Raw genomic sequence first — 23,840 nt, 5'->3', positions numbered from 1 at the left:
CCAGTGATGGATCCCGCCCTTTTTTGTGCATCAAGCAACCTTATGCAAAGCAGCAGTGTTCTATTCCCCGTGGCCTTGCTCAGTGCCGAGCGCCGCGGTGATCTCAGTGAAGACGTCTACCGGATCAAGGCCGGCAACAGCCCTGACCCCAGCGTCGAACTGGCCGTGACCCGCCTGGGGCTGGCCGACCAGGGTGGCGCTCAAGGCGTGCCGGTTATTCTCCTGCATGGCAGTTTCTCCAATCGGCGTTTCTGGTATTCGCCCAAGGGCATTGGCCTGGGGGCTTACCTGGCACGTGCGGGCTTCGATGTCTGGATCCCGGAAATGCGTGGCCACGGGTTGTCGCCGCGCAACCACAAGTGGCGGCACAACCGGGTCGCTGACTATGCCCGCTATGACTTGCCGCTGATCGCGGCCTTCGTTGAAGAACAGTCCCGTTCAGCCCCCCACTGGATAGGCCATTCGCTTGGCGGTACCACCTTGGCGGCAGCGCTTGGCGGTGGTTTTCTGCAGTCCGGGCAGGTCGCCAGTGCCGCGTTTTTCGGTACCCAGATCAGCCGGGTGTACTGGCCGTTGAAGGTGCCACCCCTGACCTGGGGCGCAAAGCTGCTGCTCAGGCGTTGGGGGCAGATTTCCGGCCCGCGCTTCAAGCGCGGGCCTGAGGACGAGCCGATAGGCCTGGCGCTGGAAAGCATGCGTTGGCATGGCCTGTTTGGCCGTTTTGGTGACGAGGACAGTGACTGGTGGGCGGGGCTTGCCGAGGTGGATGTGCCGGTGCTGGCAGTGGCTGGCGCGGGAGACTTCCAGGACCCGGTGTGGGCTTGTCGCAAGCTGTTCGATCAGTTGGGTGGCGAGCGCAAGCAGTTCCTCAGGCTGGGACGCGAGGAAGGCTTCGAGGCGTTCGGGCATGTCGACATGCTGGTGAGCAAGGCGGCGCAGGCGCAGGTGTGGCCATTGGTGCAACGCTGGTTGCGCCAGCCGTTGCTGCCGGTGCATGGGGCGACCGTGGTTGCGGAGCCAGTCACGGTCAGCTGATTTTCTGCTGGGTGTCGTGGCCCGCTTGGGCTACGACAGGCGAAATACAGATGACCGAGCAGTCCCGGATGACTGCGACTGCCTCCCCGGTGTAGCCTTGGCAGACACCCGCTTTCGTTGTGACTGACAGGAGCTTCCCATGCAGCATTACGTAACGCCCGACCTGTGCGACGCCTACCCGGACCTGGTCCAGGTGCTGGAACCGATGTTCAGCAACTTCGGTGGCCGCGATTCATTTGGTGGCCAGATCGTTACCATCAAGTGCTTCGAGGACAACTCGCGGGTCAAAGAGCAGGTTGAGCTCGACGGCAAGGGCAAGGTTCTGGTGGTCGATGGCGGTGGTTCGCTGCGCTGTGCATTGCTCGGTGACATGCTTGCCGAAAAGGCTGCCAAGAACGGCTGGGAAGGCCTGGTGATCTATGGCTGCGTGCGTGACGTCGATGTGCTGATCCAGACCAGCGTCGGTGTGCAGGCGCTGGCCAGCCATCCGATGAAGACCGACAAGCGCGGTATCGGCGACCTCAATGTGGCTGTGACCTTCGCCGGCGTGACGTTCCGCCCTGGCGAGTATGTGTATGCCGACAACAATGGTGTGATCGTCTCGCCAAGCCCGCTGGAAATGCCGCAGTGATGCGCCGCACGCGCTGATGGAGCTTTGATGTTCGAGGAAGACAACGCGCAGTGGGGGCTGGTGCACGCCCTGGTGCTCGATGGTAAAGGCGGTGCGCGCTCGATCCCCCGGACCGAGCTGGACGATCTGCAGTTGCAGCCACAGCAAAGCCTGTGGCTGCACTGGGATCGCAGTCATCCCCAGACCCGTACCTGGCTGCAGCAAGAGAGCGGCCTGAGTGAGTTCGCCTGCGACCTGCTGCTGGAGGAAAACACCCGTCCGCGCCTGTTGCCGCTGGCCGATGAACAGCTGCTGTTGTTCTTGCGTGGGGTGAACCTCAACCCGGGCGCCGAGCCTGAAGACATGGTATCGGTACGTATTTTCGCCCAGGCGCGGCGGGTCATTTCGCTGCGCTTGCGGCCTTTGCGCGCCAGTGACGAAATTCTCCGTCTGCTGGACGAGGGCAGGGGGCCCAGATCGGCGTCCGAGTTGCTGCTGCTGATGGGCGAATTGCTCACCGAGAAAGTGCAGGGTTTGGTCAACGATCTGTCGGAGCTGGTCGATCTGGAGGAAGAAAAGGTTGAATCCGACGAACGGTACAGCCCTGAGCACGGCAGCTTGCAGCAGATTCGTCGCCGAGCCGCCGGCCTGCGGCGTTTTCTCGCCCCGCAGCGGGAGATCTATGCCCAGCTGTCGCGCAGCCGCTGGAGCTGGTTCGCCGATGCGGACGCAGACTACTGGAACGAGCTGAACAACAGCCTGATCCGCTACCTGGAAGAGCTGGAGCTGGCCCGTGAGCGGGCCGCGCTGGTGCTGGAAAGCGAGGACCGGCGGCGCAGCGAGCGGATGAACCGGACCATGTACCGCTTCGGCATCATCACCTGCATTTTCCTGCCCATGAGCTTCGTCACCGGGTTGCTGGGGATCAATGTCGGCGGCATTCCGGGGGCGGAAAACCCCTATGGTTTCCTGTTTGCCTGTATCGTCGTGCTCGGGCTTGCGGTGGGGCAGTGGTGGCTGTTCCGACGGCTGCGGTGGGTTTGAATGCTTATTGGAATGTACCGGCCCTGTCGCTGGCAAGCCGGCCGCAACATGAGCCGAAGTGTGACCCGGCGTCTGTCGCTCTCGTCTCTGACTGACATTGCGCGAGGTGCACATGCACGATCCGTTTGAACAATCCCTGCGTGACCTGCTCAACGCGTCGCCGTCCGGTGAGGACCGTGACGACGCTGCGTGCCTGGGTCGCGTGCTGAAAACCGCCAACCGCCAGGTTGGCGCCGGTGACCTGTTCAGCCTGCTTGGCCGCTGGAGCCAGGCGCTGCTGATCGCCGTGAACAATGGCTCGGCGCATGTCGCGCCGGTGCGCCGCACTTCTGCCCGTAACGCTGCCGACGGCAGCAAAGCTGATAAGGCCGATTGAATATGGAACTCGATCTCTGGACCCAGAGCCTGGTCACTGCCATGACCGCCCTATGGACCAAGGTGGCGAACTTCATCCCCAACCTGTTCGGCGCGCTGGTCGTGGTGCTGCTCGGTTTCGTGGTGGCCAAGCTGCTCGATACGCTGTTGTCCAAGCTGCTGGCCAAGTTTGGTCTGGATCGCCTGATGGCCGGTACCGGCTTGACCAAAATGCTCAGCCGTGGCGGCATTCAGGTGCCGATCTCGACTTTGATCGGCAAGATCGTCTACTGGTTCGTACTGCTGATTTTCCTGGTCTCTGCTGCCGAATCGCTAGGCCTCGAGCGCGTCTCCGCAACCCTCGACATGCTTGCCCTCTACCTGCCAAAGGTATTTGGTGCGGCCTTGGTGTTGCTGGTTGGCGTGCTGCTGGCGCAAGTGGCCAACGGCCTGGTGCGTGGCGCTGCCGAAGGTATCGGCCTTGAGTATTCCGCAGGCCTTGGGCGCATTACCCAAGGCCTGGTGATCATCATCAGTATTTCGGTGGCGATCAGCCAGCTCGAGGTCAAGACCGACCTGCTCAACCACGTGATCGTGATCGGGCTGATTACCGTTGGTCTGGCCGTTGCGCTTGCGATGGGGCTCGGCAGTCGCGAAATCGCTGGGCAGATTCTGGCCGGTATCTATGTGCGTGAGCTTTACCAGGTCGGCCAGCAGGTGCGGATTGGAGAGGTCGAGGGGCAGATCGAGGAGATCGGCACGGTAAAGACGACGTTGCTGACCGATGATGGCGAACTGGTGTCGTTGTCTAATCGTGTGCTGCTCGAGCAACGCGTCAATAGCCGCTAATTGTCCAAAAGCTGTTAATGTATGCCGCCGCAGAAATCCGCCCACGTGGCCGAGCGGCGACATTGACCTGACTGTCGGCCAGATCCGTTTTGAATAAAGTTCATTCGCCGCCCATGCGTTACGACCCGCGCGAGCTCACCGACGAGGAGTTGGTGGCGCGTTCGCATGAGGAGCTGTATCACGTTACCCGCGCCTATGAAGAGCTCATGCGGCGCTACCAGCGGACCCTGTTCAACGTGTGCGCGCGTTATCTGGGGAACGACCGGGATGCTGACGATGTCTGTCAGGAGGTGATGCTCAAGGTGCTTTACGGTCTGAAGAACTTCGAGGGTAAATCCAAGTTCAAGACCTGGCTCTACAGCATTACCTATAACGAGTGCATTACCCAGTACCGCAAGGAGCGCCGCAAACGTCGGTTGATGGATGCCTTGAGTCTTGACCCTGTTGAAGAGGCGTCTGAAGACAAGGCACCCAAACCCGAAGAAAAGGGTGGCCTGGACAAGTGGCTTGTGTATGTGAACCCGATCGACCGGGAAATTCTGGTGCTGCGATTTGTTGCGGAACTGGAATTTCAGGAGATCGCGGATATCATGCACATGGGCCTGAGCGCAACGAAAATGCGCTACAAGCGCGCGCTGGACAAGCTTAGAGAGAAATTTGCAGGTATGGATGAAACTTAGCCCCTTGCGAATATCTCTAACGAATCGGCAAGTTCTGCTAGACTTGCCGTCGAGTTGTCCGCCGGATTTTGGTGGGACTGCTTAACTATCACCAGATGGGGATTTAACGGATGAAATTGAAAAACACCTTGGGCTTGGCCATTGGCTCGCTCGTTGCTGCTACTTCGTTCGGCGTTCTGGCACAAGGCCAAGGCGCTGTCGAAATCGAAGGCAACGTGACCAAGCAGTACTACGACAGCGAGCGTAACTTCCAGAACGACGGCACCAACCCTGGTGTTCGCCTCGGTTACTTCCTGACCGACGACGTCTCCCTGGACCTGGGCTACAACGAGACCCACAACGCTCGTGGCGAAGTCTTCAACAAAGACATCAAAGGTTCCAAAGCCAAGCTCGACGCTACCTACCACTTCGGTACCGTAGGCGACGCGCTGCGTCCGTACGTTTCCGCTGGTTTCGCTCACGAGAGCCTGGGCCAGGCCACTCGTAGCGGCCGTGACCACTCCACCTTCGCCAACGTTGGCGCTGGCGCCAAGTGGTACATCACCGACATGTTCTTCGCCCGTGCCGGCGTAGAAGCCATGTACAACATCGACAACGGCAACACCGAGTGGGGCCCGACCGTTGGTGTGGGTCTGAACTTCGGTGGCAGCGGTGGCAAAGTTGCCCCGGCTCCTGCTCCAGTTGCTGAAGTCTGCTCCGACAGCGACAACGATGGCGTTTGCGACAACGTCGACAAGTGCCCAGACACCCCAGCCAACGTTACCGTTGACGCTGATGGCTGCCCGGCTGTTGCCGAAGTCGTTCGCGTTGAGCTGGACGTCAAGTTCGACTTCGACAAGTCGGTCGTCAAGCCTAACAGCTACGGCGACATCAAGAACCTGGCTGACTTCATGAAGCAGTACCCACAGACCACCACCGTGGTTGAAGGTCACACTGACTCCGTGGGCCCAGACGCTTACAACCAGAAGCTGTCCGAGCGTCGTGCCAACGCCGTCAAAGACGTGCTGACCCAGCAGTACGGTGTTGAGTCGACTCGTGTTGACTCGGTTGGCTACGGCGAAACCCGTCCGGTTGCCGACAACGCCACCGAAGAAGGCCGTGCTGTCAACCGTCGCGTTGAAGCTCAGGTAGAAGCCCAAGCCAAGTAATTGGTTGAAGCTTCACTGAAAAACCCGGCCTCGGCCGGGTTTTTCGTGTCTGGAGCATGTAGTTTCCAGGCAAGGCATTAAGCCGATGAACACCGCGTCATCCGGCTGCCGCCATCCGCTGATGGACCTCCAGGTTCCCTGCCACCTCGCCAATCACCAGGATTGCCGGGCTGCGCAAGCTGAACGCCCGCGCATCCTCCAGCATCCCCCGCAAGTCGCTGCGGCACTCGCGTTGCCCGGGCAGTGACGCATTCTCGATCATCGCCACCGGCATCCCCGGCGCCATGCCGCCGTCCAGCAAGCCCTGGCGAATCTGCTCCAGCCTCGCTACCCCCATGTACACCACCAGGGTCGTGCCACCCTGTGCCAGCGCCGTCCAGTTCAGCTCGCTGTCATCCTGGGTGTGCGCGGTCACCAGTGTCACGCCACGGCTGATCCCGCGTGAGGTAAGCGAAATGCCACACTGGGTCGCGCCTGCCAGGCCTGCAGTAATACCGTTTACCACCTCCACCTCGATGCCATGCCCTTGCAGCCACAAGGCCTCCTCACCGCCACGGCCAAAAATGCACGGGTCGCCGCCTTTGAGCCGCACAACGCAGCGGCCCTGCCGTGCGTGGCGCAGCATCAGGCGCTGAATGAACGCCTGGGGCGTGGAGCGGCAGCCACCCCGTTTGCCCACGGCGATCACCCGTGCCTGCGGGCAGTGTTCCAGCACGGCCGGGTTGACCAGGTCGTCGATCATCACTACATGGGCCTGTTGCAGCGCACGCACGGCTTTCAGGGTGAGCAGTTCGGGGTCACCAGGGCCGGCACCGACCAGCCAGACTTTCGCATTCATCAGGGTTTCCTCATCGGCAAGGCGTGCTCAGCCCTTGAACAGGCTGAGCAGCAGTATCAGGTTGAGCAGCAGGGACAGCAGGGCCAGGGTGCGCCAGACCTTCAGTGGCTCCCGTTCAAGCAGTGGGCGTGGATGGCTGTTGAGCGCCTGGCGGTCACCCCGTTCGAGCAGCAGCAACCACTGTTCAGCGGTTTCGAAGCGCTGCGCCGGGTCCGTGGCCACGGCTTGCTGCAGGTTGTGCTGCAGCCATTCCGGCAAGTCGGGGCGATAGCGCGCGGCATTGACCGATTGGCCAAAGCGCGGGCGCTGGAAAGCTTCGACCTCGCCATAGGGGTAATGCCCGGTCAACAGGTGGTAGAGCGTCACACCCACTGCGTAGAGGTCTTGGCGCGGGCTCGGCGGCTGGCCGTCGAAGGCTTCCGGGGCGATGTACGAAGGCGTGCCGGGGAGTTCGTGGCGCGGGTCCTCGGACAGCCCTGGGCAGTACGCCAGGCCGAAGTCCAGCAGGCGCAGTTGGCCGTCTTCGCCCAGGTGCAGGTTGTCGGGCTTGATGTCACGGTGCAGCAGGTTGCGTCGGTGCAGCACACCAACGGCCTGCAGTAACTGGCGGGCCACTTCCAGCCACTGTGCCAGTGGCAACGGGCCCTGCTCGGCCAGCTGGGCGGCCAGGGTTCGGCCGCTGTGCTCGCGCATCACGTAATACAGGTGCTGGCGCTGGCTGGCGGCGTGCAGTTCGGGGAAATGGCGGCCGGCTACGCGGCGCAGGAACCATTCCTCAAGCAACAGCGCCTGGGCAGCGCCCGGCTCTTGTTCGCGTTCCGCGGGCAAGGTTTTCAGTAGCCACGGCTGGCCCTGGCTGTCGCGCACGCGGTACAACAGCGATTGGCGGCTTTGTGCCAGGCGCGCCTCGATCTGCCAGCCATCGATTGCCTGGCCTTCGCGCAGTTCGCGGGGTAAGGGCCATTGCTGCAGTTGAACCAGGGTATCGCCAAGGTTGGCCGTGCCCACGCGCTCGACCCGTACCAGCAGGGCGCTGGCATTGTCCTGGCTGCCATTGTGGTGGGCGCTGGCGACCAGTGTATCGGCGGCCAGTTGCAGGTCGGGCTGCTCGCGCAGTACGGCCTGGATGTGCTGGTCACCCAGGCTGGCCCAGACGCCGTCACTGAGCAACAGGTAGCACTCGCCGGGCTGCAGCTCACCGTCCAGGTAGTCCACCAGCAGGTGCTGGTCCAGGCCCAGTGCGCGTTTGAGCACATGCTGCATGCCGGGTTGGTCCCACACATGGTCTTCACTCAGGCACTGCAGGCGGCCGTCGTGCCAGCGATAGGCGCGGCAGTCGCCGACGTGTGCCAGGGTGAAGCGGCGTCCGCGCAGCACCAGCGCGCTGAGCGTGGTCAGGAGCGGCTGGCTGCCCTGAGCGCGCAGCCAGCGGTTCTGTGCCGACAGCAGGCGGTCCAGTGCCTGCGCCACGCCCCAGGTGGCGGGGGTGGCGTAGTAATCCATGGCCAGGGCCTGCAAGCTGGCACGTGCTGCAAGGCCGCCGTCAGCACATTGGCTGACGCCGTCGGCAAGGGCGAACAGGTAACCCTTGCTGGCGGCAAGCTCCGGCGCCGGGGTGACCAGGCGCAAGGCGTCCTGGTTCTCCTCGCGCGGCCCCGTGGCGCTGGCCTGGGCGAAACTCAGTTGCAGGCTCATCGGTTCGCCTCAGACCCGCGCCGCGGTGACCGCTGCAGAACCCCAGGTGGTGCGCCAGCGCTGCTTGACCCCGTGCAGTCCGAACCAGGCCAGCAGGCCCAGGCTGGCAAACAGCCACAGGCCCATCTGGTAGTCACCGGTGTGCTGCTTGATGGTGCCGAGCCCGGCTGCCAGCAGGAAGCCGCCGATGCCGCCGGCCATGCCGATCAGCCCGGTCATCACGCCGATCTCCTGGCGGAAGCGTTGGGGGACCAGCTGGAACACCGCACCGTTGCCCGCGCCCAGGCCGAGCATGGCGCTGACGAACAACGCCAGGGCCGCTGTGGCGCTGGGCAGGTTGAAGCCGACGGCAGCGATGCAGATGGCGGCCACGCTGTACATGCCAAGCAGGGTGCGGATACCGCCGAAACGGTCGGCCAGGGCGCCGCCCAGCGGGCGCATCAGGCTGCCGGCGAACACGCAGGCGGCGGTGTAGTAGCCTGCCGTGATCGGGCTGAGGCCGTACTGGTCGCTGAAATAGCCGGGCAGGGCGCTGGCCAGGCCGATGAAGCCGCCGAAGGTGACGCTGTAGAAGAACATGAACCACCAGCTGTCACGATCACCCAGCGCCTTGAGGTAGTCGGCCATGGCCTTTGGCTTGGGCCGTTGTGGTGCATTGCGCGCGAGCAGGGCGAACACCACGACCGTCACCAGCAGCGGGATCACGGCGAAACCGAACACGTTGTTCCAGCCAAAGCCTGCGGCCAGCACCGGGGCCAGCAACGCGGCGAAGACGGTGCCGGAGTTGCCCGCGCCAGCGATGCCCATCGCCTTGCCCTGGTGTTGCGGCGGATACCATTGCGAGGCCAGCGGCAGCGACACGGCGAACGAGGCGCCGGCAACACCGAGAAACACACCGAGCAGCAGGGCTTGCTCGTAGGTGTGCACGCCCAGGTACCAGGCACAGGCCAGGGCGACAATCACGATGACCTGGCCGATCAGCCCGGCGGTTTTCGGTGAGAGGCGGTCGACCAGCAGGCCCATGACAAAACGCAGCACGGCACCGGCGAGGATGGGTGTTGCGACCATCAGGCCCCGTTGCTGTGCACTCAGTTGCAGGTCGGTGGCGATCTGTACGGCCAGCGGGCCGAGCAGGTACCACACCATGAAGCTCAGGTCGAAATACAGGAACGCAGCGAACAGCGTGGGCACATGCCCGGATTTCCAGAAGCTGGTACTCATCGAACACCTCACTCGGCAATGCAACGGAAACGAAAAGACGCCGCTACCCGGTCCACTGGCATGGAGGGGTGAGCGACGTCTTTGTCGGGGTTTGTGGGCAACCGCCGTTGGCTACCGGTGCGATATCTTCAGCAAGAGCTGGGCCAACATTGTACGGTCGCCTGCTTACCCCAGCATCTCGTGCATGGCGATGATCTGCTCAGCCACCTGGATCAGCTTCTGCTGGCGGCTCATGGCCTGCCGGCGCATCAGGGTGTACGCCTGTTCTTCGTTGCAGTCTTTCATTTTCATCAGCAGGCCTTTGGCCTGCTCGATGCGCTTGCGCTCGGCCAGTTGCTGGTCGCGGGCCTGCAGCTGGGCCTTGAGCGCCTGGTCGCTCTCGAAGCGGGCCATGGCCACGTCCAGGATTGGCTGCAAGCGGGCGGCGTGGATGCCCTCGACGATGTACGCGCTGACCCCGGCCTGGATCGCCTGGCGCATCACCCCGGGGTCATGCTCGTCGGTGAACAGCACGATCGGCCGCGGCTGGTCGCGGCTCACCATCACCACCTGTTCCATCACGTCACGGTCGGGTGAGTCGGTATCGATCAACACCACGTCCGGGTGCACCATCTCGACGCAGGCGGGCAGGTCGATGGTCAGGTCTGGCGCCTCGATCACCTCGAAGCCGGCTTCGCGCAGTGCAGCCTTGAGGCGGCCGAGCTTGTTCTGGGTATCGTCGATCAGCAGGATGCGCAGCATGTTGGTGACCCTCACAGACCGATACGGGCATCGGGCGTATCGCCCAAGGCGTGCAGGCTGAAGCTGCGGGCGTAGCCGTATGGGTCGCTGCCATCCCAGCGGATACCGTCGATCAGCAGGCTGCTGCGCATGGGCGTGCCAGGGCAAGCCACGCCCAGCGCCTCGGCGGCTTCTTGGTAAAGCGCCAGCTGCTGGACCTGGCGCGCCACGCCGAGGTAGTCGGGATCATCGCGCAGCAGCCCCCAGCGACGGAACTGGGTCATGAACCACATGCCGTCGGACAGGTAAGGCACATTGGCCCGCCCCTGATCGAACAGGCGCAGGGCATGATGGTCCTGCCAGTGGTTGCCAAGGCCGTCCTGATACACCCCGAGCAGCCGCGGTTCGATGTTTTCAATGGGCGTATCCAGGTAGGCGCTGCCGCTGAGCAGTTGCGCGGTGCCGTGGCGATTTTCCTGGCTTTGTTCGATGAAGCGGCTGGCGGCGAGGATCGCTTTGACCAGCGCCCGGGCGCTGTTTGGGTACTGCTCGGCAAAGGTGCGGGCGCAGGCCAGGACCTTTTCCGGGTGGTCGGGCCAGATCGACTGGCTGGTAGCCAAGGTAAAGCCCTGGCCCTGCGCTACGGCGGCGCCTGCCCAGGGTTCGCCGACGCAGAAGCCATCGATCCGGCCAGCCTGGATGTGCGCCATCATTTGCGCCGGTGGCACCACCACGCTATTGACGTCGTGCAGGGGGTGAATGCCTTGGCTCGCCAGCCAGTAATACAGCCACATGGCATGGGTGCCAGTGGGGAATGTCTGGGCGAAGGTCAGTTTTGCACCCTGCTGGTGCACGTGACGTGCCAGTGCTTCAGGTGTGGTCACAGCCTTGCGCTGAAGGGCGGGGGAGAGGTTGATGGCCTGGGCATTCTGGTTCAGCCCCATGAGCACCGCCATGTCGCTGGCCGGCACCCCGCCGATGCCCAGGTGCACGGCATAGACCAGGCCATAGAGGCAATGAGCGGCATCCAGTTCACCGCTGGCCAGTTTGTCGCGCAGGCCGGCCCATGAGCCCTGGCGTTTGAGGTTGACTGTCAGGCCGTGTTGCTGGGCGAAGCCCTGGGTGGCCGCTACCACAACCGAAGCACAATCGGTCAGGGCCATGAAACCGATATCGAGGCTGGGTTTTTCTGGCGCATCGCTGCCGTTGACCCATGCCAGGGGTGATGTATTCACGTAGATCCTCGCCTGTACTGAATAGGCTGTGTGCAGGCGATGTAGCAACGCATGTGCCAAGGCGCTGTCATGCCGGCCGCACGCTGGCTATAATCGCAACCTCACTCACCCCTGAGCCTTGCCCGCCCATGTATACCCTGGCCCGCCAGCTGCTGTTCAAGCTTTCCCCGGAAACCTCCCATGACCTGTCCCTGGACCTGATCGGCGCCGGTGGCCGCCTCGGGCTCAACGGCGCGCTGTGCAAGCAGCCGGCGGCATTGCCGGTGTCGGTGATGGGCTTGAACTTCGCCAATCCGGTCGGCCTGGCGGCAGGCCTGGACAAGAATGGCGCGGCCATCGATGGCTTTGCCCAGCTGGGCTTCGGTTTTGTCGAGATCGGCACCGTGACCCCGCGAGCGCAGCCGGGCAACCCGAAGCCGCGCTTGTTCCGCCTGCCAGAGGCCACGGCAATCATCAACCGCATGGGCTTCAACAACCTGGGCGTCGATCACTTGCTCGAGCGGGTGCGCGCCGCGCGTTATGACGGTGTGCTGGGCATCAACATCGGCAAGAACTTCGACACCCCGGTAGAGCGCGCGGTCGACGATTACCTGATCTGCCTGAACAAGGTCTATGGCCACGCCAGCTACATCACCGTGAACATCAGCTCGCCCAATACCCCAGGCCTTCGCAGCCTGCAGTTCGGCGATTCGCTCAAGCAGCTGCTCGATGCCCTGGCCGAGCGCCGCGAACAACTGGCCGGCGAGCATGGCAAGCGTGTGCCGCTGGCGATCAAGATCGCGCCGGACATGAGTGATGAAGAAACTGCGCTGGTGGCGGCAACGCTGATGGAATCGGGCATGGATGCGGTGATCGCTACCAACACCACCATGGGCCGTGAAGGTGTGGAAAACCTGCCGTATGGCGGGGAGGCGGGCGGCCTTTCCGGTGCACCGGTACTTGCAAAGAGCACCCATATCGTCAAGGTGCTGTCGGCCGAGCTGGGCGGCAAGATGCCGATTATTGCTGCTGGGGGTATCACCGAAGGCCGGCATGCCGCAGAGAAGATTGCCGCTGGCGCGAGCCTGGTGCAGATCTACTCAGGCTTCATCTATAAAGGGCCGGCGCTGATCCGTGAGGCAGTGGATGCGATCGCCGCAATGCCGCGGGCATGATCACGCAGGCATAAAAAAGGGCCCCGTCAAGGGGCCCCTGGGCCTTAGCCCGCCGCCCGGATGGGGCGTGCATGGTGACTCGAATTCAGTGTCCTCGTTCAGCCAACGGCGTGATTTTCGTTGAGTCTATGGATGCCAGCGGTGCCAGTCATTCCGTCCCAGTTATCACCGCGACCTTCACGCCAGCCGTTGATCCAGGCTTGGCGAACAGAAGGAAGATTGAAGGGGCAAAGTTCGCGGGATTTGCCGGTGACCCCATATTGGTAGCCACGTGAATATGCTCTTTCCAACGGATCACGCTTAAGTCTTCTCATAGGGTGTTGCCCTCACTTGTTGACTGTAATGTCCCGTCGGCCTCTCCGAGGCCGGGCAGAGTCTTTCTGCCGGTTTGCGCCCGCTGCCGGCGTGGCGGGCTGAAAGTGCCACTTCGTTGCGAAGCGGCCTGAGACCAGTTCTAACGAATGCGAGTCACCGAGGGAATGATCGATTTGTCATAAGCACGTAACGTTTCCAAGGGTGAAGGGATAAGTAAATAAATGCGACTCAACCTTGTTTGGCGTTGAGCCCGCTATGGCCGGGGTTTGCTGAACCTTGACGTCATTTCGCCAGCGTTGCGCTGCGATGAAAGAAATATTTGGTAATGCGACGAAGGGTCACATCGACCCTGAAGTCGACAGAAATTTTTTGTACTGCCTGATGATCTAAGCTGTCTCTGCCACTGGCGAGAGCAGATCGATCAGGCGGCCCGGCCCATCAGCTGCTGCATACTGCGCAGATCAAGGCCACTCGGACGCTTGCTGGAAGGGCGTTCGGGCAAACATCGGCGGGGCGATGCGTCGCTTCGTCACTCAAATAGCCCAAGGCTCTGGAATACACATGTCGGACCGTTTCGAACTTTATCTCACCTGCCCCAAAGGCCTGGAAGGCCTGCTTGCCGAAGAGGCCAAGGGCCTGGGCCTTGACGATGTGCGCGAGCACACCTCGGCCATCCGCGGCGCGGCCGACATGGAAACCGCCTACCGCCTGTGCCTCTGGTCGCGTCTGGCCAACCGCGTGCTGCTGGTGCTCAAGCGCTTCAACATGAAAAATGCCGACGACCTTTACGATGGCGTGAACGCTGTCGACTGGGCCGATCACCTGGCGGCCGACGGTACCCTGGCGGTCGAGTTCAGCGGCCATGGCTCGGGCATCGACAACACCCACTTTGGCGCGCTGAAGGTCAAGGATGCCATCGTCGACAAACTGCGCAATCGTGAAGGTCTGCGCCCATCGGTAGAAAAAGTCGACCCGGACGTGCGTGTTCACCTGCGTCTGGACCGGGGCGAGGCGATTCTTTCGCTCGACCTCTCCGGCCACAGCCTGCACCAGCGCGGCTATCGCCTGCAGCAAGGTGCTGCGCCGCTCAAGGAAAACCTGGCCGCGGCGGTGCTGATCCGTGCCGGCTGGCCACGCATCGCCGCCGAGGGTGGCGCCCTGGCCGACCCGATGTGCGGTGTAGGCACCTTCCTGGTCGAAGCGGCGATGATCGCCGCCGATATGGCACCTAACCTCAAGCGCGAGCGCTGGGGCTTCAGCGCCTGGCTTGGCCATGTGCCGGCCACCTGGCGCAAGGTTCACGAAGAGGCTCAGGCCCGTGCACAGGCCGGCCTGGCCAAACCGCCGCTGTGGATTCGCGGCTACGAGGCAGACCCGCGGCTGATCCAGCCGGGGCGCAACAACGTCGAACGCGCAGGCCTGAGTGAGTGGGTCAAGATCTATCAGGGAGAAGTCGCCAGCTTCGAGCCGCGCCCGGATCAGAACCAGAAGGGCCTGGTCATCAGCAACCCGCCCTACGGCGAACGCCTGGGTGACGAAGCCAGCTTGCTGTACCTCTACCAGAACCTCGGCGAGCGCCTGCGCCAGGCGTGCATGGGCTGGGAAGCTGCAGTGTTCACCGGTGCGCCGGAGCTGGGCAAGCGCATGGGCATCCGTAGCCACAAGCAATATGCGTTCTGGAACGGCGCGCTGCCGTGCAAGCTGCTGCTGTTCAAGGTGCAGCCTGACCAGTTCGTCACCGGTGAACGTCGCGAGGCCCAGGCCGATAGCGGTGATACCCGCCGACCGCTGCCGGTAGCCAGCGAGCCTGCACGCCTGTCCGAAGGCGCTCAGATGTTCGCCAACCGCCTGCACAAGAACCTCAAGCAACTGGGCAAGTGGGCCCGCAAGGAACAGATCGGCTGCTACCGCGTATACGATGCCGATATGCCTGAATATGCCTTGGCGGTCGACCTCTATCAGGATTGGGTACACGTACAGGAATACGCTGCGCCGCGCTCGATCGACCCGGAAAAGGCCCAGGCGCGCCTGCTCGATGCCTTGTCGGCGATCCCCCAGGCGCTGGGCGTCGACCCGCAGCGCGTGGTGCTCAAGCGCCGTGAGCGGCAGAGCGGCACCCGCCAGTATGAGCGCCAGGCCACCGAAGGGCGCTTCCATGAGGTCAGTGAAGGTGGCGTCAAGCTGCTGGTCAACCTCACCGACTACCTCGACACTGGCCTGTTCCTCGACCACCGCCCAATGCGCATGCGCATTCAGCGCGAGGCCGCCGACAAGCGCTTCCTCAATCTGTTCTGTTACACCGCTACGGCCAGCGTGCATGCCGCCAAGGGCGGTGCGCGCAGTACCACCAGCGTCGACCTGTCCAAGACCTACCTGGACTGGGCGCGGCGTAACCTGTCGCTGAACGGCTTCTCCGAGCGCAACCGCCTGGAGCAGGGCGATGTCATGGCCTGGCTGGAAGCCAATCGCGACACTTACGACCTGATCTTCATCGACCCGCCGACCTTCTCCAACTCCAAACGTATGGAAGGCGTGTTCGACGTGCAGCGTGACCACGTGCAACTGCTCGACCTGGCCATGGCGCGCCTGGCGCCCGGTGGTGTGTTGTACTTCTCCAACAACTTCCGCAAGTTCCAGCTCGACGAGCATCTGGCTGCGCGCTACGTGGTAGAGGAAATCACTGCGCAGACACTGGACCCGGACTTCGCCCGCAACAACCGTATCCACCGCGCCTGGCGCCTGCAATTGCGCTAAAGCGACAGGCAACATTGCGTCGCTAATGGCCAATAGCTATAACTCAGCACAGGGCCATGATTTTCGCAGGACGCTGACGTGACGAGATCGATCTATGTCGAAGTATGGCGTGCGTGCGAAGGTGCTGGGCCTGTGCAGCGAGGCGATGGCTGCCTGGGCAGTGGCATTGGTGGCGTTGGTGGCCGGCAGCTTGCTGTCGATTGCCCTGGCGCTGGCCACGCATGCGTTTTACAAGCAGCAGCTGCGCCAGCGCTTCGAGCTGCTGGCCAGCGAGCGCTATAGCCGTATCGCCGAGCGCTTCGACGACCAGGAACAGCGCCTGGACAGCTTGCGGCGCTTTTTCAGCTTCTCCAACGACATCACTCCACGTGAATTCGACGGCTTCGCCCGCCCCCTGCTGCGGCGCACCCAGGCTTACTCCTGGGCGCCGCGGGTCGAGGGCGCGCAGCGGCGCGACTTCGAGCGCAAGGCCAGTGCCGCCTTGGGGCAGGCCTACCTGATCCGTGACCTGGACGAGCGCGGTAATTGGCACCCGGCGCCGCCGCGTGATCACTACTTCCCGGTGCTTTACACCCAGGCAACCCAGATGCAGGGGCAACCCTACGGGCTGGACCTGCGCGGCCAGGCGGTACGTGACCAGGCCCTGATGCGTGCCTTGGAACCCGGCAGCATGGCAGTGTCCGCGCCGCTGGACATGATAAGTGTGGCACCGGGCTACGCCCGCGGGCTGTTGATGGTAGCGCCGGTGTTCTACAGCGCGCAGGCCGGCAACCCCGCAGGGTATGTCATGGCGCTGCTGAACGTGCGGCAACTGATCACGGACGGCTTGCCGGCCATTGCCCAGGACAACCTGGTGGTGCGGATCGTCGATCCAAGTGGCCGCAATGGCCATGAGCTGTTGTTCGACTCGCAGAACCCGGCCGCGCCGTTGGCGTTGGTCAGCACGCAGCTGTTGCACCTGGCCGACCATCATTTCCAGCTTGATATCCGCCCAAGCCAGGTGTTCATGCAGGCCAACCGCTCCTCTGCGGCGCTGGCGGTGGGCTTGCTCGGTGGCCTGCTAAGCCTGTTGCTCAGTGCCTTGCTGTACAACCTGTTCAGCCAGCGGCAACGTGCGCTCAAGCTGGTGGAGCAGCGCACCGCTGAGTTGCGCGTCAGTGAGCAGTCGTTGCGCGAGACGCATAATCAGCTGCGCAGTGTGCTCGATGCCGCTACCCAGGTCGCTATCATCGCGACCAGCCTGAAGGGTGTGGTCAGTACTTTCAATGCCGGTGCCGAGCGCATGCTTGGCTACGCGGCCAGCGAAGCGGTCGGGAAACTGCAACTGGAAGACTTGCTTCTGCCAGAGGAGCTCAGCCTTCGCGCCCATGCCTTGGGCCTGCGCTACGGGCGCCACATCGATGGTGGCCAGGCGATGTTCGCCGAGACCATACAAGAGGGTGGCGCGCAGCCAGGCGAGTGGACTTTGGTGCGCAAGGATGGCAGCCAGTTGTTGGCCAACATGCTGGTGACCGCGGTGCTTGACGAGCAGGGGCTATGGGTAGGTTACCTGGCGATTTGCATCGATGTCACCGAGCGCCGTCGAGTGCACGAGGCTTTGGCAATACGTGATCGGCTGCTGGAGAAGCTCAGTGCCGAGGTGCCGGGCGGCATTTATCAGTATCGCCTCGACGCTAATGGCAATTCGTGTTTCCCCTATGCCAGTCAGGGCCTGTTCGATATCTACGAGGTCGACCTGCAGTTGCTGCGCGAGGACGCCACAGTGGTGTTCGAGCGCATCCATGCCGATGACCTGGAGCGCGTTCAGCGCTCCGTGCGCTACTCGGCCGAACACCTGTCCCCTTGGCGTGAAGAGTACCGTGTGTGCCTGCCCAGGGCCGGGTTGCGCTGGGTGCGCGGGGAGGCGACGCCGGAAGTCGGTGAAGACGGTTGCACGCTTTGGCATGGCTACCTGACCGATATTTCCGACCTCAAGGGCGTGGAGGAGGACTTGCGGACCTTATCGGTGACCGATGCTCTGACCGGTATCCACAACCGCCGCTACTTCCAGGAGCGGCTGAAGGCCGAACTGGACCGCGCCCAGCGTGATGATCAGGAACTGGCAGTGATCATGCTCGACATCGACCATTTCAAGAGGATCAACGACCAGTACGGTCATGCCGTGGGGGATCATGTGTTGCGCAGCCTCTGCCAGCGTATCGGCCAGCGTCTGCGGCGTACGGACGTATTCTGCCGGCTTGGCGGTGAAGAGTTCATGGTGCTTTGCCCTGGTAGCAATGCTGAACAGGCGCGGCTCCTGGCGATGGAGCTGTGGCAAGGGGTGCGCAATTTGCCTGTCGACGGGGTTGGCAAAGTGACTGCAAGCTTTGGCGTGGCCGGATGGCGCCCGGGGGAGGGGGCCGATGCCTTGTTGCTGCGGGCTGATGCCGGCGTCTATGCGGCCAAGCAGGCAGGCAGGGACCGTGTCGAGGCAGAGTTGAGCTGAGCGGGCAGTACGGGCCTCATCGCCGGCTTGCCGGCGATGAAGTTGGTATTTGCCCAAGTCAGATCATGGGTTGACGCCTACCGTCCGGTTAGCGGCTTTGGGCTGGCGATACAGGTCCAGCAGTACCTGGTCGAGTACCTGCGATGCCCCCCAAGGTTTCGGGTCGTTGAGAATCGCCGCCACTGCCCAGGTATTGCCGTTGCTGTCACGGCTGAAGCCGGCAATGGCGCGTACGGTATTCAGGGTGCCGGTCTTGATGTGGCCTTCACCGGCCAAGGCGGTACGCTTGAGGCGCTTGCGCATGGTGCCGTCCATGCCCACCAACGGCATTGAACTGATGAATTCTGCGGAGTAGGGGCTATTCCACGCCGCCTGCAGCAGTGCGGCCATTTCGCGCGTGCTTACCCGTTCAGCGCGCGACAGGCCAGAGCCGTTTTCCATCACCAGGTGGGGCGCGGTGATACCTTTCTTGGCCATCCACTGGCGAACCACGCGCTGGGCTGCGCGGGCATCGTCGCCATCGGCATCGGTACGGAACTGTGCGCCGAGGCTCAGGAACAGCTGCTGGGCCATCGTGTTGTTGCTGTATTTGTTGATGTCACGGATCACCTCCACCAGGTCGGGCGAGAAGGCCCGTGCCAGCAGGCGAGCGCCCTTGGGTACGTTTTCGATGCGGTCACGGCCCTGAATGCTGCCCCCCAGTTCGTTCCAGATCGCGCGCACGGCACCGGCGGCGTAGGTGGGGTGATCGAGCAGCGCGAGGTACGTCTGCGAGTTGCAGCCATCGCCCAGCTGGCCGCTGACCACGACATTCATGCCATCGGCTTGAGGCACCGGGTTGTAGCGTACATCGCCAGTGCATTTTCTGGAGGCAACTGCCTTGACCTGATTGTCGATGCGAATGCTCGCAATGGGTGGCTCGACGGCGACGGTCACCTTGCCGCCATCGTTGCGGGCGACGAAGCGCAGGGCCTTGAGGTTGACCAGCAAGGAGTCGGGCTTGACCAGGAAGGGCTTGTTCACGTCACCGCCGTCATCATTGAAGTGCGGCAGGTTGGGCTGTACGAAGTGGCTGCGGTCCAGCACCAGGTCACCGGTAATGGTGCGAACGCCGTTGGCGCGCAGGTCACGCATCAGCAGCCATAGCTTCTCCATGTTCAGCTTCGGGTCACCGCCGCCCTTGAGGTACAGGTTGCCGTTGAGCACGCCGTTGCTCAGGGTGCCATCGGTGTAGAACTCGGTCTTCCACTGGAAAGTCGGGCCGAGCAGTTCGAGGGCTGCATAGGTGGTGACCAGCTTCATGGTCGAGGCCGGGTTGACCGAGACATCAGCGTTGAACACGGTCGGCGTGCCGGGGCCATTGAGCGGCAGCATCACCAGCGACAGTGCTGTGTCCTGCAGTTTGCTGGCTTTGAGCGCCTGCTGAACCTTGGGGGGCAGCGTGGTGTTGACGGCTGCGGCCTGGCTGGGCAGGGCGAACGGCAGGAGCATGCCGGCGAGAACGAGGGGGCGGAGCGATTTGATCATATGAGATTCATACCCTGCGGACGAGGGAAAAAGACATAGGGGCTGTATGAGATGATCGCCCCTCTACGAAATATAGTGCGCATTATGCCCCAAGCGCCGCGCTCATGCGCCACGTTCGACGGAAAAGCGCCGTTGTACTGCGGAAACTGTTAAAGTGCCGCGCGTTATTACTCAAGAGGATTGTTTCATGGCTACCAACCGTTCCCGTCGTCTGCGCAAGAAGCTGTGCGTTGATGAATTCCAGGAGCTGGGTTTTGAATTGAACCTGGGTTTCAAGGAAGACCTGTCCGACGAAGCCATCGATGCCTTCCTCGACGCCTTCCTGGCAGAAGCCATGGACGCCAACGGCCTGGACTATGTCGGTGGTGATGATTTCGGCCTGGTCTGCCTGGCAGAGCGTGGCTCGGTCAGCGAAGAGCAACGCGCCACTGTCGAAGCCTGGCTCAAAGGCCGTAGCGAACTGACCTCCATCGAAGTCAGCCCGCTCTTGGACGCCTGGTATCCGGAAAAGCCGATCAACCCGGCTTCCTGATGCATGGCTGAAGCGGCGCCCGCTCGGGCGGCCGCTTCATCAAGGCTTGGTCAGTTCTCTGGCCAAGGCTTTCTCTACGCGGCGCATGTGCCGTGCCAAAGCCTGTCGCCGCAGTTTCAGCTGTGATGCGGGCAACCCGCTTTGTTCAAGGGCCTCACAGGCCGCCATCAAGTGCTGCGCTTCCAGCATCCGCGCCGCGCTGAGGATCTTGTGTGCCTGCTCGCCGACGGCCTCAGCCTCGAGGTCAGGGTCCAGGGCCATGAGTTTTGTCAGGTCCTGCTGCAGGCTCATCAGCAAGGCCTTGAGAAACAGTTCACGGTCGTTGGGGTTGTCGCCAACGATACTGTTCAGACCTTTGATATTGAATGGTACCTTCGTTGCGGCCTGCTCCCGTTTGGGAGCGATATTCGCCAGGCGTTGGCTGAGTGTGCGCAGGCTGATGGGTTTGAGCAGGCAGTCGTCCATGCCGACACTGAGGCATTTTTGCCTGACTTCGGGCTGGGCGTTGGCGGTATAGCCCAGGATCACACAGTGAGGGCGCCCGTTTTGGCGTTCTTCGGCGCGCACGGCGGCCGCGAGCTGATAGCCGTTCATGTGCGGCATGTTGCAATCGAGGACGATCACGTCGAATTGCCCTTCACGCCATTTTTCCAGGCCTTCGCGGCCATCGCTGGCAGTGGCCTGGCTCAGGCCCAGGTACCCCAGCTGTTGCGCCATCAGCATCAGGTTGGCCGGGTGGTCGTCGATCACCAGCACCTTCAGCCGGGCATCGGGTACATCCATGTCATCGGCTTCCAGCACCTGCGGCGGCAGTGCGTCGACACGTTGCAGCGGTACGCTGAAGCGAACCTGCGTGCCGAAATCCGGCACGCTCTTGATGCTCAGGCTTGCGCCCATCATTTCGCACAGGCTACGGCAGATGGCCAAGCCCAGGCCCGTGCCTGCGCGAGCCCCCTGGCTATGCGGGTTGGCCTGAACGAAGGGGTTGAACAGGCGTTGCAGGTCATCGTCGTGAATGCCAATGCCGGTGTCACGCACTTCCAGGTCAAGGCTTGGGGGCGCTGACGGGGCTTCTTCGCGCAGGCTGAGGCTGATGCGCACCTGGCCCTGCCCGGTGAACTTGATGGCATTGCTGATCAGGTTGGACAGGATCTGCTTGAAACGCAGTGGGTCGAGCAGGACGTGGCAGCGTGCGCTGGAGTCGATGACGACGTCGAAGGCCAGGCCTTTTTGCCGTGCCTGGCCATCGAACACGCGGCTCACCGATTCGACCAGCGCCGCAAGGTCGACAGGCTCGGGCGCAAGGGACAGGTGGCCGGACTCGATACGCACGATATCCAGGATGTCACCGATCAGGCCCAGCAGGTCCTTTGCCGAATGGTGGGCGACTTCCAGCGAGGTGCGATCGATCTGCCCTTGATGGGCACGCTTGACCGCCAGTTCGAGCATGCCGATGACCGCGTTCATCGGGGTGCGAATCTCATGGCTGATGGTCGCCAGGAAGGTACTCTTGGCGCGGTTGGCATCATCAGCCAGTTGCTTGGCCTCGCGCAGCTCCTGCACCAGCTTGCGCCGCTCGCTGATGTCGATCCAGCCACCGATGATGCCCTGGACTTCACCGAGTGAATCACGGTACGGCAGTATCCAGTGGTAGATCGTGATTTCGCGATCCTTGAGCCGCAAGGGGCGGTCGATGATCAGCGGAACCCCGGCCGCCATCACCTGCAGATAATCGGCATGGATCTGCCGGGTACTTTCCGAACCCGCGAACAGACTGTCTTCCAGGCGCCTGCCTATGACCTCGTCGTGGGTCGCCTGCACCGCTTCCAGATAACTGGCATTGCAGCTTTGCAGGCAGCCCGCCCTGTCCCGCACGTACATGGGGTGCGGCGTGCCATTGAGCAGTGCGCCCATGAACTCCAGCTGATCGTTCAGGGCGCGCTCGGCGTGCTGGCGCTGTTTGATCTGGCGGCGCAACCGGGCGTTCCACAGCAGCGCCGCCAGCAGGAGCAAAGCGGTCCCCAGCAACACTTTCAAGGCAAGGCGCCTGAAGCCTAGCCAATTGCTGTCATCATGCTGGCTGTAACCACTCCAGCGGTTGTTGATCACCCCCAGTTCTTCCGGCGAAATGCTCAGCAGGGCCTTGTCCAGAATCGATGCCAACTCTGTTGCCTGTGCCGAGGTGGCCATGGCGAAGCTCGCAGGATCGGTACCTACCGTGCTGCGGATGACCAGTTTGGCGTTACCTGCTATGGCGTGGTTGGCATCGATCAAGGTCGTGATGACGGCATCGACTGCGCCACTGCTCAACAGTGCCATGGAATAGTAGGGGCTTTCGGTCTCGATCCAGCCGGTTTGCGGATACCGGGTCGCCAGCAGTTCGGACATCTCGCTGTAGCGGGTAATGGCGATGCGGCGGCCCTGCAGTTGTTCCAGTGAAGTGTACTGGGGCGTTTCGGTGCGCGTGACCAGCACATAGGTGCTTTCCAGGTAAGGTCGGCTGAGTTGCAAGTGCTCCTCGCTCATGTCATCCACGGCAAGCGCTGCGATCATGTTCACGCGCCCGTCCTCAAGCCGGGCGATCATCTCGGCAATGCCGTTGGCACGCTGAACGTCGAAGCGCAGCCCTGTGCGCAGGCGGATCAGATCCAGCAGGTCGGCGGTAATCCCGCGAAAATGGCCATTGCCGTCGAAATAGGACAGCGGTGCGGCCGTCTCGTCGATAGCCACCTGCATCACAGGATGGCGGCGCAACCACTGCTCCTCTTCGGCCGTGAGCTGCAGCTTCCGGTCGCTCAACAGTAGGTCGCTGCCGGCGCTCCAGCGTTTGAAGATGCTGGCGCGCACGGCGGCTGGCTGGCGCTCCAGGGCCAGGTTCACCAGGTCCTTGAGATGGGTATCCTGGGCGCGCATTGCAAAACTGAAACCGACGCTCTCATGTTTGCCGAAGCTTGCCATGCGCAGGCGCGGCAGGTGACCGCGGTTGAGCTGATAGTGAGTGGATATGGTATCGCCGATGAATACGTCAGCCTGCCCGAACGCGACGGCATTGAGGGCTTGGGAAGACGAACCGAAGGCCAGCAGTTCGGCTTGGGGATATAAAGTGCTGACTTCTTCTCGGGGCAGGTAGTGATACAACATGCCCAGACGCATGCCGTCCATGCCGCGATTGAGCGTACGGCGTTCGTCTTCGCGGGTCACCAGCACCGGCTGGTCGACGGCATAAGGGTGCGAAAGCGCCAGGCCTTCGCTCGCTGCTTCATAGCCATTGGCGCTGCCGAGCAAGTCGATATCCCCCTTCTTGAGCGCCTCTACTGCAGCTTGCCGGTTGGGATAGCGCAACACTCGAATCGGCACCTGCAGTACCTTGCCGATCAGGCTGGCATATTCGGCGGTGAGTCCTTGATAGTCGCGCCCGCCACTGGTTATGTCGAAGGGCGGATAATCCGGTGCTGACGTGCCCAGCTTCAGGTATTGCCGGCCCATCAGCCATTCCCTCTGTGGCGCGGTCAGTGGCGGCGTTACCGGTGAGGCAGAGGAGCGGGCAAGAAGGGAATACGGTACCGCCTCAAGCTGAGAAGCCTGCGCTGCGCAGCAGGCCAATGACAGTGCAAGGGCCAGCCAGGCAAGGAGTTGCGCCATTT

The 23,840-nt window shown here is 62.6% G+C and carries 19 protein-coding genes; 11 read left to right on the top strand and 8 right to left on the bottom strand.

Annotated elements, in window-relative coordinates; genetic code table 11:
• Positions 1-42 precede the first annotated feature (42 nt).
• From NGJ21_RS04620 to NGJ21_RS04590, 7 genes are all read left to right on the top strand, one after another.
• Positions 43-1,035 carry an alpha/beta fold hydrolase gene (locus NGJ21_RS04620; RefSeq protein ID WP_237859570.1) on the top strand — a complete coding sequence of 331 codons (993 nt, stop codon included), beginning with the start codon at positions 43-45 and terminating at the stop codon, positions 1,033-1,035.
• A gap of 139 nt (positions 1,036-1,174) precedes the next feature.
• Positions 1,175-1,666 carry a ribonuclease E activity regulator RraA gene (rraA, locus tag NGJ21_RS04615; protein ID WP_012313510.1) on the top strand — a complete coding sequence of 164 codons (492 nt, stop codon included), beginning with the start codon at positions 1,175-1,177 and terminating at the stop codon, positions 1,664-1,666.
• Positions 1,667-1,693: 27 nt separating this feature from the next.
• On the top strand, positions 1,694-2,689 hold the full coding sequence (gene cmaX, locus NGJ21_RS04610; RefSeq protein ID WP_046786497.1) for a divalent cation transporter CmaX: 996 nt from the start codon (positions 1,694-1,696) through the stop codon (positions 2,687-2,689).
• Positions 2,690-2,801: 112 nt separating this feature from the next.
• Positions 2,802-3,065, top strand: coding sequence for a CrfX protein (locus NGJ21_RS04605; protein WP_115275429.1), 264 nt, complete (start codon positions 2,802-2,804; stop codon positions 3,063-3,065).
• A gap of 2 nt (positions 3,066-3,067) precedes the next feature.
• The gene (locus tag NGJ21_RS04600; RefSeq protein WP_012313513.1) at positions 3,068-3,892 is read left to right on the top strand and encodes a mechanosensitive ion channel family protein; all 825 of its coding nucleotides are present in this window, start codon (positions 3,068-3,070) and stop codon (positions 3,890-3,892) included.
• Positions 3,893-4,005: 113 nt separating this feature from the next.
• The gene (gene sigX, locus NGJ21_RS04595) at positions 4,006-4,572 is read left to right on the top strand and encodes an RNA polymerase sigma factor SigX (RefSeq protein WP_039603739.1); all 567 of its coding nucleotides are present in this window, start codon (positions 4,006-4,008) and stop codon (positions 4,570-4,572) included.
• A gap of 110 nt (positions 4,573-4,682) precedes the next feature.
• Positions 4,683-5,720 carry an OmpA family protein gene (locus NGJ21_RS04590; RefSeq protein ID WP_039603738.1) on the top strand — a complete coding sequence of 346 codons (1,038 nt, stop codon included), beginning with the start codon at positions 4,683-4,685 and terminating at the stop codon, positions 5,718-5,720.
• 97 nt (positions 5,721-5,817) lie between these two features.
• Here NGJ21_RS04590 and cobA read toward each other — a convergent pair whose 3' ends face one another.
• From cobA to NGJ21_RS04565, 5 genes are all read right to left on the bottom strand, one after another.
• On the bottom strand, positions 5,818-6,558 hold the full coding sequence (cobA, locus tag NGJ21_RS04585; protein WP_174141795.1) for a uroporphyrinogen-III C-methyltransferase: 741 nt from the start codon (positions 6,556-6,558) through the stop codon (positions 5,818-5,820).
• A gap of 27 nt (positions 6,559-6,585) precedes the next feature.
• Entirely contained in the window at positions 6,586-8,253 is a 1,668-nt protein-coding gene (locus NGJ21_RS04580) for a bifunctional protein-serine/threonine kinase/phosphatase (protein ID WP_237859568.1), read from the bottom strand.
• Positions 8,254-8,262: 9 nt separating this feature from the next.
• Positions 8,263-9,474, bottom strand: coding sequence for a nitrate/nitrite transporter (locus tag NGJ21_RS04575; RefSeq protein WP_046786493.1), 1,212 nt, complete (start codon positions 9,472-9,474; stop codon positions 8,263-8,265).
• 165 nt (positions 9,475-9,639) lie between these two features.
• Positions 9,640-10,215 (bottom strand): ANTAR domain-containing response regulator, encoded by a 576-nt coding sequence (locus NGJ21_RS04570; RefSeq protein ID WP_039602393.1) that lies wholly within the window; start codon positions 10,213-10,215, stop codon positions 9,640-9,642.
• Positions 10,216-10,226: 11 nt separating this feature from the next.
• Positions 10,227-11,429 carry a CmpA/NrtA family ABC transporter substrate-binding protein gene (locus NGJ21_RS04565; protein WP_251961889.1) on the bottom strand — a complete coding sequence of 401 codons (1,203 nt, stop codon included), beginning with the start codon at positions 11,427-11,429 and terminating at the stop codon, positions 10,227-10,229.
• Between the two features lie 128 nt (positions 11,430-11,557).
• Here NGJ21_RS04565 and NGJ21_RS04560 point away from each other — a divergent pair, with 128 nt between their 5' ends.
• The gene (locus NGJ21_RS04560) at positions 11,558-12,583 is read left to right on the top strand and encodes a quinone-dependent dihydroorotate dehydrogenase (protein ID WP_115275426.1); all 1,026 of its coding nucleotides are present in this window, start codon (positions 11,558-11,560) and stop codon (positions 12,581-12,583) included.
• Positions 12,584-12,681: 98 nt separating this feature from the next.
• Here the strand turns inward: NGJ21_RS04560 and rmf are convergent, their stop codons facing one another.
• Positions 12,682-12,897, bottom strand: a complete 216-nt coding sequence (rmf, locus tag NGJ21_RS04555) for a ribosome modulation factor (protein ID WP_003248687.1) — start codon at positions 12,895-12,897, stop codon at positions 12,682-12,684.
• Positions 12,898-13,459: 562 nt separating this feature from the next.
• Here rmf and rlmKL point away from each other — a divergent pair.
• Together rlmKL and NGJ21_RS04545 are read left to right on the top strand one after the other, a co-directional pair.
• Positions 13,460-15,652: a bifunctional 23S rRNA (guanine(2069)-N(7))-methyltransferase RlmK/23S rRNA (guanine(2445)-N(2))-methyltransferase RlmL gene (rlmKL, locus tag NGJ21_RS04550; protein WP_046786490.1), complete on the top strand. Its 2,193-nt coding sequence runs from the start codon at positions 13,460-13,462 to the stop codon at positions 15,650-15,652.
• Between the two features lie 94 nt (positions 15,653-15,746).
• Positions 15,747-18,137, top strand: a complete 2,391-nt coding sequence (locus NGJ21_RS04545; protein ID WP_251961888.1) for a sensor domain-containing diguanylate cyclase — start codon at positions 15,747-15,749, stop codon at positions 18,135-18,137.
• Between the two features lie 63 nt (positions 18,138-18,200).
• Here NGJ21_RS04545 and dacB read toward each other — a convergent pair whose 3' ends face one another.
• A complete protein-coding gene (gene dacB, locus NGJ21_RS04540; protein ID WP_046786488.1) occupies positions 18,201-19,664 on the bottom strand; it encodes a D-alanyl-D-alanine carboxypeptidase/D-alanyl-D-alanine endopeptidase in 1,464 nt (487 codons plus the stop codon).
• Between the two features lie 187 nt (positions 19,665-19,851).
• On the opposite strand from dacB, the gene NGJ21_RS04535 reads away from it, so the two are divergent.
• Positions 19,852-20,196 carry a YggL family protein gene (locus NGJ21_RS04535; protein ID WP_012313525.1) on the top strand — a complete coding sequence of 115 codons (345 nt, stop codon included), beginning with the start codon at positions 19,852-19,854 and terminating at the stop codon, positions 20,194-20,196.
• Positions 20,197-20,235: 39 nt separating this feature from the next.
• Here NGJ21_RS04535 and NGJ21_RS04530 read toward each other — a convergent pair whose 3' ends face one another.
• Positions 20,236-23,838, bottom strand: coding sequence for a transporter substrate-binding domain-containing protein (locus NGJ21_RS04530; protein WP_251961887.1), 3,603 nt, complete (start codon positions 23,836-23,838; stop codon positions 20,236-20,238).
• Between the last annotated feature and the right edge of the window lie 2 nt (positions 23,839-23,840).

The sequence above is a fragment of the Pseudomonas sp. Marseille-Q5299 genome (genome assembly GCF_943737035.1).
GTDB classification, from domain to species: domain Bacteria; phylum Pseudomonadota; class Gammaproteobacteria; order Pseudomonadales; family Pseudomonadaceae; genus Aquipseudomonas; species Aquipseudomonas putida_E.
This window is presented reverse-complemented; position numbering and strand designations above follow the sequence as displayed.